Annotated in this window: 12 protein-coding genes; 4 read left to right on the forward strand and 8 right to left on the reverse strand. The window is 59.0% G+C overall.

Going from position 1 to position 15,721, the window contains the following annotated elements; genetic code table 11:
* Positions 1 to 53 precede the first annotated feature (53 nt).
* Positions 54 to 1,037, reverse strand: coding sequence for a fatty acid desaturase (locus ACR0E2_RS05250; RefSeq protein WP_480445498.1), 984 nt, complete (start codon positions 1,035 to 1,037; stop codon positions 54 to 56).
* Between the two features lie 456 nt (positions 1,038 to 1,493).
* Here ACR0E2_RS05250 and ACR0E2_RS05255 point away from each other — a divergent pair, with 456 nt between their 5' ends.
* Positions 1,494 to 1,916 (forward strand): hypothetical protein, encoded by a 423-nt coding sequence (locus ACR0E2_RS05255; RefSeq protein ID WP_480445499.1) that lies wholly within the window; start codon positions 1,494 to 1,496, stop codon positions 1,914 to 1,916.
* A gap of 44 nt (positions 1,917 to 1,960) precedes the next feature.
* Here the strand turns inward: ACR0E2_RS05255 and der are convergent, their stop codons facing one another.
* Genes der through ACR0E2_RS05270 form a run of 3 tightly spaced genes read right to left on the reverse strand, consistent with a single transcriptional unit; the run spans position 1,961 to position 5,512 of the window.
* Positions 1,961 to 3,424 (reverse strand): ribosome biogenesis GTPase Der, encoded by a 1,464-nt coding sequence (gene der / locus ACR0E2_RS05260; RefSeq protein WP_480445501.1) that lies wholly within the window; start codon positions 3,422 to 3,424, stop codon positions 1,961 to 1,963.
* A 49-nt stretch (positions 3,425 to 3,473) separates the two neighbouring features.
* Positions 3,474 to 4,796: a PQQ-like beta-propeller repeat protein gene (locus ACR0E2_RS05265; protein ID WP_480445503.1), complete on the reverse strand. Its 1,323-nt coding sequence runs from the start codon at positions 4,794 to 4,796 to the stop codon at positions 3,474 to 3,476.
* A 44-nt stretch (positions 4,797 to 4,840) separates the two neighbouring features.
* Entirely contained in the window at positions 4,841 to 5,512 is a 672-nt protein-coding gene (locus ACR0E2_RS05270; protein WP_480445504.1) for a hypothetical protein, read from the reverse strand.
* Positions 5,513 to 5,737: 225 nt separating this feature from the next.
* Between ACR0E2_RS05270 and ACR0E2_RS05275 the strand changes: the two genes are divergently transcribed.
* Together ACR0E2_RS05275 and ACR0E2_RS05280 are read left to right on the forward strand one after the other, a co-directional pair.
* On the forward strand, positions 5,738 to 6,964 hold the full coding sequence (locus ACR0E2_RS05275) for an efflux RND transporter periplasmic adaptor subunit (RefSeq protein WP_480445506.1): 1,227 nt from the start codon (positions 5,738 to 5,740) through the stop codon (positions 6,962 to 6,964).
* Entirely contained in the window at positions 6,961 to 10,749 is a 3,789-nt protein-coding gene (locus ACR0E2_RS05280; protein ID WP_152458378.1) for an efflux RND transporter permease subunit, read from the forward strand. Before ACR0E2_RS05275 ends, ACR0E2_RS05280 begins: the two co-directional genes overlap by 4 nt.
* 44 nt (positions 10,750 to 10,793) lie before the next feature.
* Here ACR0E2_RS05280 and ACR0E2_RS05285 read toward each other — a convergent pair whose 3' ends face one another.
* The 3 genes from ACR0E2_RS05285 to ACR0E2_RS05295 all read right to left on the reverse strand — a co-directional run bounded on the left by ACR0E2_RS05285 (position 10,794) and on the right by ACR0E2_RS05295 (position 14,505).
* Complete coding sequence (locus ACR0E2_RS05285) at positions 10,794 to 11,192, reverse strand: DUF2147 domain-containing protein (protein ID WP_480445508.1); 399 nt, start codon at positions 11,190 to 11,192, stop codon at positions 10,794 to 10,796.
* A 57-nt stretch (positions 11,193 to 11,249) separates the two neighbouring features.
* A complete protein-coding gene (locus ACR0E2_RS05290; RefSeq protein ID WP_480445509.1) occupies positions 11,250 to 13,055 on the reverse strand; it encodes an ABCB family ABC transporter ATP-binding protein/permease in 1,806 nt (601 codons plus the stop codon).
* Positions 13,056 to 13,131: 76 nt separating this feature from the next.
* The gene (locus tag ACR0E2_RS05295) at positions 13,132 to 14,505 is read right to left on the reverse strand and encodes a LysM peptidoglycan-binding domain-containing protein (RefSeq protein WP_480445511.1); all 1,374 of its coding nucleotides are present in this window, start codon (positions 14,503 to 14,505) and stop codon (positions 13,132 to 13,134) included.
* A gap of 127 nt (positions 14,506 to 14,632) precedes the next feature.
* Here ACR0E2_RS05295 and ACR0E2_RS05300 point away from each other — a divergent pair, with 127 nt between their 5' ends.
* Positions 14,633 to 15,184 (forward strand): LOG family protein, encoded by a 552-nt coding sequence (locus tag ACR0E2_RS05300; RefSeq protein ID WP_171327960.1) that lies wholly within the window; start codon positions 14,633 to 14,635, stop codon positions 15,182 to 15,184.
* A gap of 43 nt (positions 15,185 to 15,227) precedes the next feature.
* On the opposite strand, the gene ACR0E2_RS05305 is transcribed toward ACR0E2_RS05300, so the two are convergent.
* Entirely contained in the window at positions 15,228 to 15,689 is a 462-nt protein-coding gene (locus ACR0E2_RS05305) for a baeRF12 domain-containing protein (RefSeq protein WP_152458383.1), read from the reverse strand.
* Positions 15,690 to 15,721 lie beyond the last annotated feature (32 nt).

The following is a 15,721-nucleotide window of genomic DNA, read 5'->3' on the forward strand; positions in this document are numbered from 1 at the left end:
CATTGGAAATGCATGTACGCCAGTTCAGCGCTTGCCTTCTCAGAGCCAATGGATCAGCTATGCGCCAACCCAGCGGTTCGGTCATTTTTCGGGAATGGCACGAGGCGTTTCGCATCCTCATCCCAAAGCTTGAGGTTCAAAGCCGCCACTGCCTCGGGGAACTTGATCCGACGAGGCGTGAATTCAGGCGGCAGGTTATAGTGGCAGGCCCGCAACCGGTACGACGGGATACGTGCGTTGTAATGATGGATGTCATGTAGCGTGATGCAGGCGACGGCAGTATCGAACCACCATCCGAAATCCAGTGCAGAAGATCCATGCAACGCTGCAGTCTGCGGGTTCAGATCAGGACGGCGATCCCAATAGGTATCTTCAAAATTGTGTTGCAGATACACGAGAAACACACCCAGCATTCCGCCCAGAAAAGAAAATACCAGCCAGACCAGAATACCGGTCATGCCCGCCACCAGGTACAACAGGCCCAAAAATACGATGATCGAGGCATTGTGCAGCAAGACGCCTTTGACACCGAAACGAACAGTGTTCTTGGGCCAGCGATAGCGAATGAAATATGTGAACAGCGCACCGACCGGCACCAGAATGAAAGGGTTTCGATACAGCCTGTAAAACAAACGTGTTTTCCAGTCCGCATTTTTCCATTCCTGCAATGTCATGGTGTGAATTTCGCCGGTCTCACGATGCTCAAGGTTTCCGATCCCCGCGTGGTGCAGATTGTGGTTCTGTTTCATCACCTCGAACGGTGCAAAGGTGAATGGCGACAGACCATGCCCTGCCCATTCGTTCTGCATTCGCGTTTCAAACAGCGAATGGTGCCCGCAATCATGTTGCAGCACATAAAGGCGTACCGCCGAAAAGGCGAAGACGATCCCGGCCGGGATCATGATGTACCAGCGATCCACGAATACGATCGCCAGAGACAGCGATGCGAAATACACCGCAAACGTGCCAAAATAGCTCAGTGCAGCCAATCTGTTGTCCTGAACTGCGTAGTGTCTTGTGTATTCCCTCAGATCCATCCAGTCCGCTCCCCACGATGGCCCTGTTTTAATCTGCTAAAATCCAGTCGCGGCTCAACCGCGTGCAGGCAATGCATGTGCTGACAGATGCACACACATGAATGCTAGCGCGCAGAACAGGGGCTGTCACGCCCTCAGAGCGAAAACGCTGAAAATTGGCGCAGTTACGCGCTGGCGTCAGGATCACCGGCACTGAAATACGCGAGCCTTTCATATGACGGAAGCGCCCGAAAAATACTGCCCTGAAGTGTCTCGGAACGCTTCAACCGCATTCGTATGCCCCTCTGAGTTGACGCGTGGAGGCTGCCGATCAGAAAAACAAACAGTATTTTCAGGCCTGTTGATTGACTTTATCGAGAAATATTTTGCCATTTGCGCCATTCATCTGCGTCTCGCTTGCGGGGTACTCTTTTAACGGCTTCGGCACCTCATCCTCTGCCGCCATCTTGACTGGCAATGCAGTCCTGCACGAGTTGCGCGGTCGCGGGCTGCACCTCGGTTCAGGATCGCAGTTTGGTCTATGGGGAACGCAGCGGCGTGAACATCGCCTTGCGCTCTGATCCAGCCAAGGCACTGCCTGTCGAGGTCAACGCAGGTGTGCAGCGCCGCGTGACAACGCTGGTTCCGCCCATATCACGCAATCAAAACAAACGACCCAATGATGAGGCGGTCAGTTTGGTTTCGACATTTGACCTGACCTATGACAATGCCGACGCTTCCAAAGGTCTTTTCGGAGGTCGAACGCGAATTGCATCGATCTTCACGATAGGTTCAGCCGCGACCGAACTGGCGACGGCCATTGAACAGGGCAATGGGACGTCAGAGGGTATCGCCAATGCCGCAGAAGCGAACCGCACATTCGTCCTTGGGAACGATTGAGACAGTCTGCCTGTGTCATCAAAGCCCTGATTCTGGTGCTCAGCTTACCCGCGTCCCTTCAGATGCTTGGCCAATGCGCCCGCGTTTTTCTTGCGCCGACCCTTGTAGGGGTTCTTGTCCCCCTGCCCGCGCAGCGTCAGGCGGATCGGTGTTCCGGGCATGTCGAAATCCTGCCGTAATCCGTTCACCAAGTAACGGGTATAGCTTTCAGGCATTTTGTCGGGATGCGAACACATCACCACAAACCCCGGAGGTCGGGTTTTGGCCTGCGTCATGTAGCGCAGTTTGATCCGGCGTCCCTGTGGGGCTGGCGGCGGGTGTTGTTCCAGCATCGCGGTCAGCCAGCGATTCAAGGCGGCAGTCGGCACCCGGCGGTTCCAGACGTCATGGGCGCGCAGGATCGCGGCGCGCAAACGCTCCAACCCCCGGCCCGTCTTGGCAGACACCGTGATCAGCGGCGCGCCGCGCAGTTGCGGCAGCAGACGGTCAAACGACTCTTTCAACTCGCGCAGCTTTTCCTGCTTGTTGTCTTCGATGTCCCACTTGTTGACGGCGACGACAACGGCCCGGCCTTCGCGCTCGGCCAAATCGGCAATCCGCAGATCCTGCTGTTCAAACGGGATCGCGGCGTCCAGCAACACAACGACGACCTCGGCAAATTTTACCGCGCGCAGACCGTCCGACACGGAAAGCTTTTCCAGCTTTTCCTGTACTTTTGCTTTCTTGCGCATCCCTGCGGTGTCAAAGATCCGCATCGGCGTGCTTTGGCCGTCCGGGTCAGCCCAGTCGATTCGCAAACTGATTGCGTCACGCGTGATCCCGGCTTCTGGCCCGGTCAACAGACGGTCTTCGCCGATGATCTTGTTGATCAAGGTGGATTTGCCCGCATTCGGACGCCCCACCACCGCAACCTGCAAGGGCTTGGCCGCGGTGATCAGCGGCGTCTCGCCCTCACCGTCTTCGTCCAGTTCAATGTCCGTTTGCGGGGCGTCCTCGACCTGTTTTTCCTCTGCCGCATCCGCCAGAGGCATCAGCTGCGCATAGAGGTCCGTCATCCCTTCACCATGTTCGCCCGACAAGCGGACCGGTTCACCCAGACCAAGGTTGTAAGCTTCCAGAACACCCGCATCCGCAGCATTGCCTTCGGCCTTGTTGGCCGCAAGGATCACGTGCTTGGACCGTTTGCGCAGGATCTCTGCGAACATTTCATCCGTTGGTGTCACACCCACGCGCGCGTCGATCATGAACAGGCAGACATCAGCCATGTCCACGGCACGTTCCGTCAGACGGCGCATCCGCCCCTGAAGGCTGTCATCCGTCGCGTCCTCAAGACCCGCCGTATCAATCACTGTAAAGCGTAGATCGCCCAGACGCCCGTCGCCTTCGCGCAGGTCACGCGTCACGCCGGGCTGGTCGTCGACCAGGGCCAGACGTTTGCCCACAAGGCGGTTGAACAGGGTGGATTTGCCCACATTCGGGCGCCCCACGATGGCGAGGGTCAGCGACATGATACTCAACTTTCAAGACTCAAGAAGCGCCCTTTAGCGCATCTTGCCGTCAACGGAAAGCGTGTAGATCCCCCTTAGAGGAAACGACATACAGCGTTTGCCCGGCGACAACCGGAGCCGTAGTTGCACCTCCGGGAACTTCGACCTGGTGAACCAGTGCCCCGTTAACCGGATTGAAGAAGCGCAGATAACCATCATTGGATGCAATCACAATACGGCCTCCGGCCAGGATCGGACCGTAATGTGCAAAGATCGGACCGCGGCGGCCTCGCTTGTCCTTGACAAAGCTTGGCAGATCCTGCGCCCAGATGACCGAGCCATCGGCCGCATTCAAGCGCGCCAGCTGACTGCGGTCACTGATCAGGAAGATGCTGTTGCCTGCGGGCCAGACAGTGTCGACCGCGCCTTCATCGGCGGTCCAGCGGCGTTCACCGGTGGCAGCGTCAAAGGCAACGGTCCGGCCAGAATGGTTGCCGATATAGATTGTGTTTCCGACAACCATCGGACTGCCGGTCACGTCAACGATCTGCGCGGCGGCCCGTCCCCGCCGCCCGCCTGCGACCGACGCATTCCAGCGACGGATGCCCCCACGGCGGAAGGTGGCCGCAACATCGCCGGACCCGAATGCAAACACAGCCAGGTCCGAGGCAATCACCGGTGCCGGTGCGCCCAGAACGTTACCGACGCTGGGCGTGCCTTCGATTTGCCAGGCGATACGCCCATCCTTGGTGTTGATGGTCCACCCGGTTTCGTCCCCCGCAACCAGGTACAACAACCCGTCATTGACCATCGGAGAGCCGCTTCCGGTTGCATCCAATCGCTTCTGCCAACGCACGGCGCCCGTTTTTGCATCCAATGCGGTCAGTCGTCCGAACCCGGACGACACATAGAGAACGCCGTTCGAATACGCCATGCCGCCACCGGTGGCGTCTGCATCACCGTCGCTTGGCGGAACCAGATCGGTATCCCAGGCCAACTGGCCCTGCGGCGTGACCGCTGACACCGTCGCCCCCGCATCCAGTGTATAGATCAACCCGCCTGCAACCACCGGTTCGGCGGTGATACGTTGCTTGCGCGAGTCACCCTGCCCGATCGACACGGACCAGACCCGCTGTGGCGTGGCACGCAGTGCCGCGTTCGTGGTTCGGTAAGCAGCCGTACCAGGGCTTTGCGGCCAGCTGGCATTTGCTTTCTGAGCTGGCAAGCTGATGGGCTGAGAGCCGCTTTTTTCCACTGTTTCCAGATCAGACGCCGGACGGATGTCTTCACGTTCTCCGGGCAAAATCGCTTCGGGAGGTTCACAGGCGGTCAATGCGGTCAAAGCCAGTGCCGCAACCGGCAACCCCGCGCGGGAAATTAGTCTTGTTACCATGGTGTTCCGAACTCGCCTGTCATTAAGTCTTTTGTCCCGCCTGGTCAGCCCTGTTGTGCCGCCAATGGCTCGGGTTCGCCGCCCAACGCGATAATCAGCTGGGCCGCACGCTGTTGCAGATCAATACCGACCTCGGCGTCCTGACGCAGCGCCTGCAAGCGGTCCAGTGCCGCATCGACATTGCCCTCGGACACGTCGATCAGGGCCAGTTGTTCTTCGGCCAGCAGTCGAAGGGGCGCACCCGGCGCTGCCAGCGCTTCGAACTGCTGTCGACGGTCGGCGGCGGGCAAGGTGTCGCTTTGCAACAAAAGCGCCTTGAAGCTTGCGATCGCACGATAGATCTCGGGCAAATCCCCCTGCACGGCAACCGCGTTCAGACTGTTGACCGCCTCTTCGCGCGATCCCGCTTCAAGCTGGGACGCAGACAGCAGCATGTTCAGAACAGCATTCCCGCCCGGCGACTGCGCCTCGATTTCCCGCAAACCGGCTGCCCGTGCATCAGAATCGTTTTCCGACAGGGCCGCAAGAATCGAGTCACCCAGATCCTGCGCCTGCGCCGTATCGCGGGATTTGCGGTATTCATTGAATGCCGCCCCGCCGACAATCAGCGCGACCGCCGCCACACCAACCCAGCCCCAGCGGCGCAGCAGCAGATACATCCGGTCACGGCGTACCTCTTCCGTGACCTCATCAATGAAACTGTCGGTGTCGCTCATTCCTGCCCCCTGGGCTGTGTGTCTTGCATAAGTGCGCCATGTCATACCCCGGCACCAACGCCAAGCCAAGGGTCCGATTTTGCGCATTTTCACCGCTTGGCTTCTCTCTTGCGAAAAAAACTAAACCGAACTATTCAGTTTAGTGTAGAAATTACACAGCCGACGCCCCATTTCATACCAAGACGGCCCGCTTGCGTTGGCACCGAATTCTAGGAGAAACACTCAATGCGTTTGATTTCTTTCATCAACGCCCTTCTGGTTATTATTGCGTTGTATTTTCTTGTTTTTGAGCGCGACTCTTTGTTTGCATTCGCCGGGCGTGGCGAAGCGGAAGAAGCGGCGCAGACCGAAGCCACCGAATCCGACGAGACCGATATTGATGCCGTTGGCGTGGTCGCCCTGCGTTCGCAGGCGCGCGAAATTGACAGTGCGGTTCTGCTGCGTGGACAAACCAAGGCGAACCGGCAAGTCGAGGTTCTGTCTGAAACCACATCCACGGTGATCTCGGAACCCAAGCGCAAAGGTGCCTTTGTCGAGGCCGGGGATGTTCTGTGTGAACTCGACCCCGGCACGCGTCCGGCGCAACTGGCCGAGGCGCTGGCCGGAAAACTCGAAGCCGAAAGCCGCATTCCCGAGGCTGAAGCCCGCTTGCAGGAGGCGCATGCCCGTGTGGCCGAGGCCGAAATCAATCTGACGGCTTCGCGCAAACTGGCGGAAACCGGGTTTGCTTCGGAAACCCGCCGGATTTCCAGCGAGGCTGCGATGAGCGCCGCCAAAGCAGGTGTAAAATCCGCCGAAGCCGAGTTGGAGGCGACCCGGGCCGGAATCGAAGCAGCCACAGCCGCAGTTGAAGCCGCGCAGCGAGAGGTCGGACGCCTGACCATCAAAGCCCCGTTCAAGGGCCTGCTGGAAAGCGACACCGCAGAATTGGGCAGCCTGATGCAGCCCGGATCGCTGTGCGCAACCGTGATTCAGCTTGATCCGATCAAACTGGTCGGGTTCGTGCCGGAAACCGAAGTCAACCGTGTTCAGGTGGGGTCCGAGGCATCGGCAACGCTGGTCACCGGTCGGCAGCTTGGCGGCCGCGTCACTTTCCTCAGCCGGTCGGCTGATGAAACAACGCGTACGTTCGAAGTTGAAATCACGGTTCCGAACCCGGATCTGACCATTCGCGACGGTCAGACCGCGACCATCCGCATCGCAGCCGAAGGCACAAAGGCACATCTGCTGCCGCAATCCGCTCTGACCCTAAGCAACGAGGGTCAATTGGGTGTGCGTACGGTCGGCACCGGCAATGTGGTGGATTTCCTGCCTGTCCGCATTCTGCGTGACACGGCAGAGGGTGTCTGGGTCGACGGTCTGCCTGAAACAGCTGACATCATCATTGTCGGACAAGAGTTCGTGACACGCGGTGTGACCGTTGCGCCGACCTATCGGGAAGCTTCACAATGACCGGTATCGTCGCATGGGCCGCAGATCGGGCCCGCATGGTGTTGGCATTTATCGCCATCTCGCTGGTTATCGGCGGATTTGCCTATGTCTCGCTTCCGAAAGAAGGCGAGCCGGATATCGAAATCCCTGCCCTGTTTGTATCAGTGCAGTTTCCCGGGATTTCCGCAGAGGATTCTGAAAACCTGCTGATCAAACCGATGGAGACCGAACTGGCGGATCTCGACGGGCTCAAGGAAATGACATCGACCGCTGCGGAAAACTATGCGGGGGTCGCGCTGGAATTTGACTTCGGTTGGGACAAGACCGCGATCATGGCCGATGTGCGTGACGCCATGAACACAGCCCAGGCGGACTTTCCCGAGGGCGCAGAACAATATTCCCTGACCGAGATCAACTTTTCCGAATTCCCGATCGTCATCGTGAACCTGACCGGTCCTGTTCCCGAACGCACGATGGCCCGTGTCGCCAAGGATCTACAGGACGATCTTGAGGCTCTGGATTCCGTTCTCGAAGCCGGTATCGCAGGCAATCGCGACGAGATGCTCGAGGTCGTGATCGACCCGCTTCGGCTCGAGGCGTACAACGTGACGGCGGACGAGCTGATCAACGTAGTTCGAAACAACAACCAGTTGATCGCGGCCGGTGAAGTTGAAACCGCGCAGGGCACCTTCTCGGTCAAGATACCGTCGTCGTTCAAAACCGCACAGGATGTTTACGGCCTGCCCATCAAGGTCAATGGGGATCGGGTCGTCACCTTGGGGGAGCTGGCACAGATCAACTACACTTTCGAAGACCGCGAAGGGACGGCCCGTTTCAACGGTGAACCGACCGTCGCGTTGCAGGTGGTCAAGCGCAAGGGCTATAACCTGATCGACACCGTCGCGCAGGTGAAGGAAACCATTGCGCATGCAAAGACCAAGTGGCCGCCCGAGCTTCAGGCGGCGGTTGACCTGGGCACATCGAACGACCAGAGCCGCATCGTCGGCTCGATGGTCAGCCAGCTTGAAGGCTCGGTTCTGACCGCGATTGCGCTGGTGATGATCGTGGTTCTTGCCTCGCTGGGTACGCGGGCCGCCCTGCTGGTCGGTTTTGCGATCCCGACCTCGTTCCTGCTGTGTTTTGCGTTTCTGGCGGTCATGGGTGTCAGCATCTCGAACATCGTGATGTTCGGCCTCATCCTGGCGGTGGGGATGCTGGTGGATGGCGCCATCGTCGTGGTGGAATACGCCGACAAACGCATCAAGGAAGGCGTGGGCCCGATGCACGCCTATGTCGAGGCCGCCCAGCGCATGTTCTGGCCCATCGTGTCCTCGACCGCAACGACACTCTGTGCGTTCCTGCCCATGTTGTTCTGGCCCGGTATTCCCGGCGAGTTCATGGGAATGCTGCCGGTCACGCTGATCTTCGTTCTGTCGGCTTCACTGATCGTGGCGCTGATCTATCTGCCGGTCATGGGCGGTGTATCCGGCCGGCTGAGCCGCCTCTTCGATCGGTCTTCGACCTGGTTGCGGGCCCGCACGCCATGGTGGGTCCGGGTGCTTATGGTGCCGCCGTCGCTATACATGATCTTTCTGGGTGCGATGCAGGTTCTGAACCCCAACTACCTGCTGCCCGGTGGCTCGATCGCCGGCGCCCTGCTGTTCCTGTTCGGGGCGTTTGCCGGGTCTGTAACCCTGAGCGCGGCCAAAATTGAACGCGCCGAAGAGGACCACGTTCATACAGCGGACGAACACACGTTTTTTGGCCACGTCGTTCGGTTCCTTGTCGGCAATCCGATCATGCCGATCGTTTCCCTGCTGACGGTTTTCACGGCGGTGTATTTCGTGGCCTTCGTCTGGTTTCCTCAGGAATCCCGCGGGGTTGAATTCTTCGTGGAAAGCGAACCTGAACAGGCCACCGCATATGTGCGTGCCCGCGGGAACCTTTCCCTGGCGGAAAAAGACGCGATGGTTCTTGCCGCCGAAGAGATCATCGGATCTCATCCCGCGGTCATCAATGTCTTTGCCTTTGCGGGCGAAGGTGGCCTGAACCAGAATAACGGTGGCGCTCAGGCGCCGGCCGATACAGTGGGCCGGGTTCAGTTCGAAATCATCCCTTGGGAGGATCGACCCAACATATCGGAATCCGCTCTGTGGGGCCTGTTCGAGCGGCACTTCGTAGCGCCCGAATATGACGGCGACTTTGTGATTGATGAACTGAATGCCCAACTTGCAACGATCCCCGGTATCATCGTCGAGATTCTGCCCTTGGAGCAAGGCCCTGCTTCGGCCAAGCCTGTGCATCTGCGCATCAAGGGTGACGGGTGGGAAGACCTGACCTCGGCAGCGATCACAGCCCGCGAGGTTTTCGACACCACGCCGGGCCTGATCAAGACCGAAGACACCCTGCCCCTGCCCGGTATCGACTGGCAGATTGACGTGGATGTCGCCAAGGCCGGTCGGTTCGGAGCCGACGTGGCAACCGTCGGCGCCATGGTCCAATTGGTCACGCGGGGCATATTGCTGGGCGAGATGCGCCCGGACAGCAATGACGAAGAGATCGAAATTCGTGTTCGCCTGCCCGAAGAAGACCGCGTTTTGTCGACACTGGATACACTCAAGGTTCGTACCCCGGACGGTTTGGTGCCGTTGTCGAACTTCGTAACGCGCAAACCCGTGGCCAAGCTGGCCGAGATCAACCGCGTCGACCAGCAGCGATACTACGACGTCAAAGCGGATGTCGAACCGGGGCTGAGCAAGGTCGTGACTGAAGGCCCCGATGGAAATCAGGTGCGGATGGCCGTCATGCGTGAAGTGACGGAAGGCTACACACCGACCGGCACCGTTCTGAATGGTACGGGTGGAAAGTCATATGAACTGGTTCAACTGACCGGCGCAGAAAGTGTCGACCAGCTGCGCAGCGCAATCGAAGACGGGGACGCGCAGTTTGCGCTGATCAACCCGAACGAGCGAATTGCGGTGCTGACGGAATGGCTGGAAACCGGCCCGTTCGCCAACGCGATCAGCTGGGAATGGACCGGTGATCAGGAAGAACAGGAAGAATCCGGCGCCTTCCTGGTGAACGCGTTCATGGGCGCCCTGGGGCTGATGTTCGTGATCCTGCTGGCGCAGTTCAACTCGTTCTACAATTCAGTTCTCGTGCTGCTGGCGGTGGTTCTGTCCACTACCGGGGTTCTGATCGGCATGATCGTGATGGAACAGCCCTTCTCGATCATCATGACCGGGACCGGCATCGTGGCCCTGGCCGGTATCGTGGTGAACAACAATATCGTTCTGATCGACACCTATCAGGAATACAGCAGCTATATGCCAAGGATCGAGGCGATCATCCGCACCGCGGAGTCCCGTATCCGCCCTGTGCTGCTGACCACGCTGACAACGATGGCCGGTCTGACACCGATGATGTTCGGCCTGTCGCTGGACTTCATCAATGGCGGCTATTCCATCGACAGCCCCACCGCACTGTGGTGGAAACAGCTGGCCACGGCGGTGGTCTTTGGCCTGGGCATTGCAACTGTCCTGACGCTGATCGTGACGCCATCGCTTTTGGCCTTGCGGGTCTGGGTGACAACCTATGCGATTTGGCTCAGCCGAGTTCTGGCCCGTGTAACGGCAGGCCGGTCCAGCCAGATCGCGCAGGACATGGCGATTGGGCGCTCTGCCCGGCAGATGCAGGCCACTGAAATTGTGTGGGAGGACGACTCGCGTTTTGAAGGATCAGAACAGGACAGTCGATCAGATCAGTCTGGTCGCCCCTCTGGCCCGCCGCTGAAAGCTGCTGAATAAAGGAAGAGGACCGGTATTCCCGGTCCTTTTTCATTTGGCCATCATCACAACCGGGACCACGTCTGATGCGCACAAATCGCATGTTCGCATCCTTTGACCAGCAGCTTGTCCCCCTGCAACGTCATCTGTGGCACCGCATCCACGTTGATCAGCGGGACCCAGAATTCGCCGCCGCCGTATTTTCCACCGCCTTCACCGACCACGTCCCAGAACAGTTTTTTACCGATATTCGGTGTTTGGACTTCCTTGCCTGAAGCGTCATAGGCCGAAAGGATCCGACCGCAGAACTTGTCCCCACACGCCGTGATTTTGATATGCGAAATCAGGTTCTTGCGGTCAGGTTCAGTCTTCCAGACACCCACGATGGGATCGGCCGCCACAATGACGGGCAGACAAATCGCTATCACAACAGATGATAGTCGTGATTTCAGTCGCTTCATCATGACAGGCACCCTCCTGGTTTGGTGTATCCTACCCTGTTTCGTCCCATGTTTGGATCTTCAGGCCGCTTCCCCGTCCGATTGCTGCCGGTTCCACAATTGGGCATACCGCCCCGACCGCGCCAGCAACTCGTCATGCGTGCCCTGTTCGATGACCTCGCCCGCTTCCAGAACCACGATCCGATCAGCTTCGGCAATGGTGCTGAGGCGATGGGCAATGGTGATAACCGTACGACCCTCTCCTGCGCGCGCCAGCGCATCCTTGATGTCCTGCTCGGTATCCGTGTCCAGGGCCGAGGTCGCCTCGTCCAGCAACAGGATCGGCGGGTTCTTGAGCAAAGTCCGCGCGATGCCGACTCTTTGTTTTTCACCACCTGACAGTTTGAGCCCCCGTTCGCCGACCATAGTGTCATAGCCTTCGGGCAGCGAGGTGATGAAATCGTGAATTTGCGCAGCTCGGGCGGCGGCCGCGACCTCCTCCGGGGTGGCGTCGTCACGGCCATAGGCAATGTTGTACCGGATGCTGTCGTTGAACAGTACCGTGTCCTGCGGCACAACGCCGATGGCCGCGTGCAGGCTGGACTGCGTCACATCCCGCACATCCTGCCCGTCGATCTTCAAGGCTCCTTTGGTCACATCGTAGAACCGGAACAGCAGCCGCCCGATGGTTGATTTGCCAGACCCGGTTGCCCCGACGATGGCCACGGTCTGCCCGGCAGGAACGGTCAACGAAACACCTTTGAGGATCTCCCTCTCAGGGTCATAGCCGAAATGCACGTCGTCCAGCGTGACTTCGCCGCCATTTACCTTGAGGTTGGGCGCACAGGGTTTGTCGGTGACTTCGGCGGGCTGTTCCAGCAGATCGAACATCTGACCCATATCGACCAACGACTGCCGGATTTCCCGATAGACCGTCCCCAGAAAATTCAGCGGTACGGTGATCTGGATCATGTAGGCATTAACCATGACGAAATCGCCCACTGTCAGGTTCCCGCTCTGAACCCCGATTGCAGCCAGAACCATCACACCAATCAAACCACAGGTGATCAGGAATGACTGGCCAAAATTCAGAAATGCCAGCGAATAAGCCGTTTTCAACGCCGCCCCGGCATAGGCTTTCATCGACACATCATATCGTTCAGCTTCGCGGGCTTCGGCATTGAAATACTTGACGGTTTCGAAATTCAGCAGGCTGTCGATGGCGCGCTGATTGGCTTCGGTGTCCTGATCGTTCATCTCGCGCCGAAGCTTCACCCGCCATTCGGTCACGGCAAATGTAAACCAGATATACAGGCCGATTGTGACGGCGACGACCACCAGATACCAGACATCGAACAGCCACATCAGGATGATCGCCACCAGCAGCAGTTCCAGGATCAGCGGCCCGATCGAGAACAGCATAAAGCGCAACAGGAACTCGACGCCCTTGACACCCCGTTCGATGATGCGGCTCAGCCCTCCGGTACGGCGGGACACGTGGTAACGCATCGAGACGTTGTGAATATGCCGAAAGGTCTCGAGCGCCAACGCCCGCAGGGCCCTTTGCCCTACGGGCGCAAAGGCCGCATCCCGCAGTTGTTGGAAACCCACGGTCAGCATCCGCGCCACGCCATAGGCAACCGTCAGCCCGACCGCGCCCAGCGCCACCGGCGGCACGCCTTCACCTGCCAGGGCGTCAACGGCACCTTTGTAAAGGATCGGCGTATAGACCGCGATCAGCTTGGCCAGAACCAGCATGACCATGGCAATCACCACGCGGCGCTTTACCCATGGCTCATCCTGTGGCCAAAGATACGGCGCCACTTTGCGGATCGTGCGCCAGCCCGAGCTTCGTTCGTCGCGCGGCACCGTATCGTCCGGGGTCATAGTAGGTGTTCGTCTCATCACGTACCTTAACTGCGGTCAGAGATTGACCCCGGCCCGCTTGGGCCAAAGGCGATGCTTATTCAGGTATGGTGAAGACCTGCCCCGGATAGATCAGATCCGGATCGCGGATCAGGTCGCGATTGGCCTCGAACAGCCGTACATACAGGACCCCGTCGCCAAACCGGTCGCGCGAGATGGCCCACAGCGTGTCGCCCCGTTGAACCGTAACCGAACGGATGGCAGCTGCTTCGCCCTGCGCGTTGGCCTGGCTGGCCGCCACGGCGGCATCCAGCACTTCAACCGGCTCTCGCTTGAACGGCGTTTCGACCCGGCTCAGCACCGTCCCGTCCGTATTCACCGCGTCCACGCGCAGCGTGTAGACACCCGGATCAATTCCCTCCAGATCGCTGCGCCAGGATCCATCCTCTTTCGGGTCGAGATCGGCGATCAGGCGATTGTTCAGGTACAGTCGAACGGCTGCACCGTCCTGCACACGTCCTGTCAACTGAACATTGCCGGTATCAGAATATCCGATTGTATCCAGTGCGATCTGATCGGGGGGCGTATCCCGCACCACAGGCGGCTGCACCAGCTCAACCCCTTCTTCGCCGGACCGCAGCACCGCAATCTGCTGATCCGGTTCGGGTGTCTGCGGCGGCAAGTCGGCGGTTTGCGTTTCCTCGGTCTCCGGCACGGTGGGTTCGGTTCCGGTCACGTCAGTTTCTGGCGCCGGAACTTCGGTCGTCGTTTCGGGCTCAACATCTTCATCGGCTGTCGCGATCGTGGCGTCTTCGGCATCGGCCGTCGTGTCCGGATCGGATGCCAGCGATTCTTCAGTTACAGGCGCTTCTTCGACCGGCTTTGGCAATGCCGCAATCAGATAGTCGTCGGACTGTGTGATCCGTTCGCCATCCTTGCTTTGCAGGACCAACCCCTGAGCCGCGTCGCTGAACGGGATCGAAACGAATTCGGCAAACTGGCCGCTGCCGTCCACGGTAAAGCTGTGCAGGGGTTCGCCGTTCAGCAGCACCTCGATCCGGCTGCCGGGCTCGGCATCGCCGGACAACAGCGCCGTGCCATCTGGCTCAACAAATATCTGATCCAGCGCCGGAGGGACCGCTGGCTGGGGCGCGGTATCATCCGTCTTGGCAACGGCAGTATCTGCGTCAGGGGCGTCGGCCGCTTTACCTGTGTCCTCGGCAGGCTCGGTCGTGGGCCCTTCATCCACAGGAGCCGCCTGTTCAGCCACTTCCGGTTCCGAAACCTGCGCATCCTGCCCTACAGGTTCCGGGGCCACGGCAGAGGCGGTTTCCTGCGGGGCGCTCGGCTCGGGCGTTTTGGTGAAGACGCCGGACAGATACAATCCACCCGCGCCCAATATCGCAACAAGACCTGCAATCACCCCCCAGATGAAATTGCCCGAGCTTCCGTTTCCCGATTTGGCGTCCATTATTTTCCTTTCACTCCACCGGGCAAAAGCTATGCGTTGAAAAGCTTTCCGACGGACAGTTGAGCCAATCTATCAATCCCGCTATCACGGGTCAAAACCCCTGACACAACCCCGGAGCCCCTCTTTGATGTCTCAGAAATCAGTCTGTGTGTACTGCGGGTCACGCAATGGAGCCGAGAAAGCTTATTCTGAAACTGCACGGCAGTTCGGCAGCCTGCTGGCGCAGGAAGGCTGGCGGCTGGTCTACGGAGCCGGCGATGTCGGTTTGATGGGTGAAGTGGCCCGCGCCGCGCAGAATGCCGGTGGTGAAACTTTCGGCGTCATTCCGGTGCATCTGGTCAAGCGCGAGGTCGGAAAAACGGATCTGACCCATTTCGTGATCACCGAGACAATGCACGAGCGCAAGAAGGTCATGATCATGAACGCCGACGCCGTCGTGGTTCTACCGGGCGGTCCGGGGTCGCTGGACGAGCTGTTCGAAGCGCTGACATGGCGCCAGCTTGGCCTGCATGACAAGCCAATCGTCGTGGTCAATGTGAACGGCTATTGGGACGCGTTGCACACATTGTTGGATCAGGTGATCGGGCAAGGCTTTGCCGACACGTCTTTGGCGGATTTCATCACCTGGGTCGAAGACGCCGATACAGCCATGACCGCCTTGCGGAACAAGCTGACTTGAGGATGGGAAACCATGCGGGCGGTCGAACCGCCCGCCGTATTGATCAGGCCAGTCTGGCTTTGGGTTGCAGACTGTGGCGCACCACCTGTTCGACCTTGTGCAAAGGATGATTGGTCAGGGTCTTGTTGACCTCGGCCACGACCTTTCCCAGCACCTCGCTGTGCAACCGACGCCGCAACAGGCCCAGAACATGAGGGCTGGCCACCAGAACCAGCCTGTCATAGGCGCCTTTCAGCCCCTTGCGATTCAACAGGTTCGCCAGATCCTGCACGAACAGAGATTTTGCGTGCGCCTTCCACGTGGGTTCTTCAATTGCCGATTTCTGTTTTGGTCCGCCGTCGTTGCGACGACCTGCGCGGTCCGTCGGTTTTCCGGTCGGGCCGTCTTGTTCTTCGACAGCGACGACGACAAGGTTGGGATCGTCGGCGTCGGTGATATTCTCCATCACCAGCGCTTTCTCTCCATCTGCAACAATAACCCAAGTTCCCTGTGTAAGTGCGACCATTGCGATCTCCTGATTAGGTTGTGTTCTGGGTA

The organism is Ruegeria sp. A4, assembly GCF_056543025.1.

Bases quoted from the DNA above. Each gene is read 5' to 3' on its own strand.
- ACR0E2_RS05280 (WP_152458378.1), top strand. From the start codon at position 6,961: ATGACCGGTATCGTCGCATGGGCCGCAGATCGGGCCCGCATGGTGTTG.
- ACR0E2_RS05305 (WP_152458383.1), bottom strand. From the start codon at position 15,689: ATGGTCGCACTTACACAGGGAACTTGGGTTATTGTTGCAGATGGAGAG.
- ACR0E2_RS05295 (WP_480445511.1), bottom strand. From the start codon at position 14,505: ATGGACGCCAAATCGGGAAACGGAAGCTCGGGCAATTTCATCTGGGGG.
- der (WP_480445501.1), bottom strand. From the start codon at position 3,424: ATGTCGCTGACCCTCGCCATCGTGGGGCGCCCGAATGTGGGCAAATCC.
- ACR0E2_RS05300 (WP_171327960.1), top strand. From the start codon at position 14,633: ATGTCTCAGAAATCAGTCTGTGTGTACTGCGGGTCACGCAATGGAGCC.
- ACR0E2_RS05270 (WP_480445504.1), bottom strand. From the start codon at position 5,512: ATGAGCGACACCGACAGTTTCATTGATGAGGTCACGGAAGAGGTACGC.
- ACR0E2_RS05285 (WP_480445508.1), bottom strand. From the start codon at position 11,192: ATGATGAAGCGACTGAAATCACGACTATCATCTGTTGTGATAGCGATT.
- ACR0E2_RS05275 (WP_480445506.1), top strand. From the start codon at position 5,738: ATGCGTTTGATTTCTTTCATCAACGCCCTTCTGGTTATTATTGCGTTG.
- ACR0E2_RS05255 (WP_480445499.1), top strand. From the start codon at position 1,494: ATGCAGTCCTGCACGAGTTGCGCGGTCGCGGGCTGCACCTCGGTTCAG.
- ACR0E2_RS05265 (WP_480445503.1), bottom strand. From the start codon at position 4,796: ATGGTAACAAGACTAATTTCCCGCGCGGGGTTGCCGGTTGCGGCACTG.
- ACR0E2_RS05290 (WP_480445509.1), bottom strand. From the start codon at position 13,055: ATGACCCCGGACGATACGGTGCCGCGCGACGAACGAAGCTCGGGCTGG.
- ACR0E2_RS05250 (WP_480445498.1), bottom strand. From the start codon at position 1,037: ATGGATCTGAGGGAATACACAAGACACTACGCAGTTCAGGACAACAGA.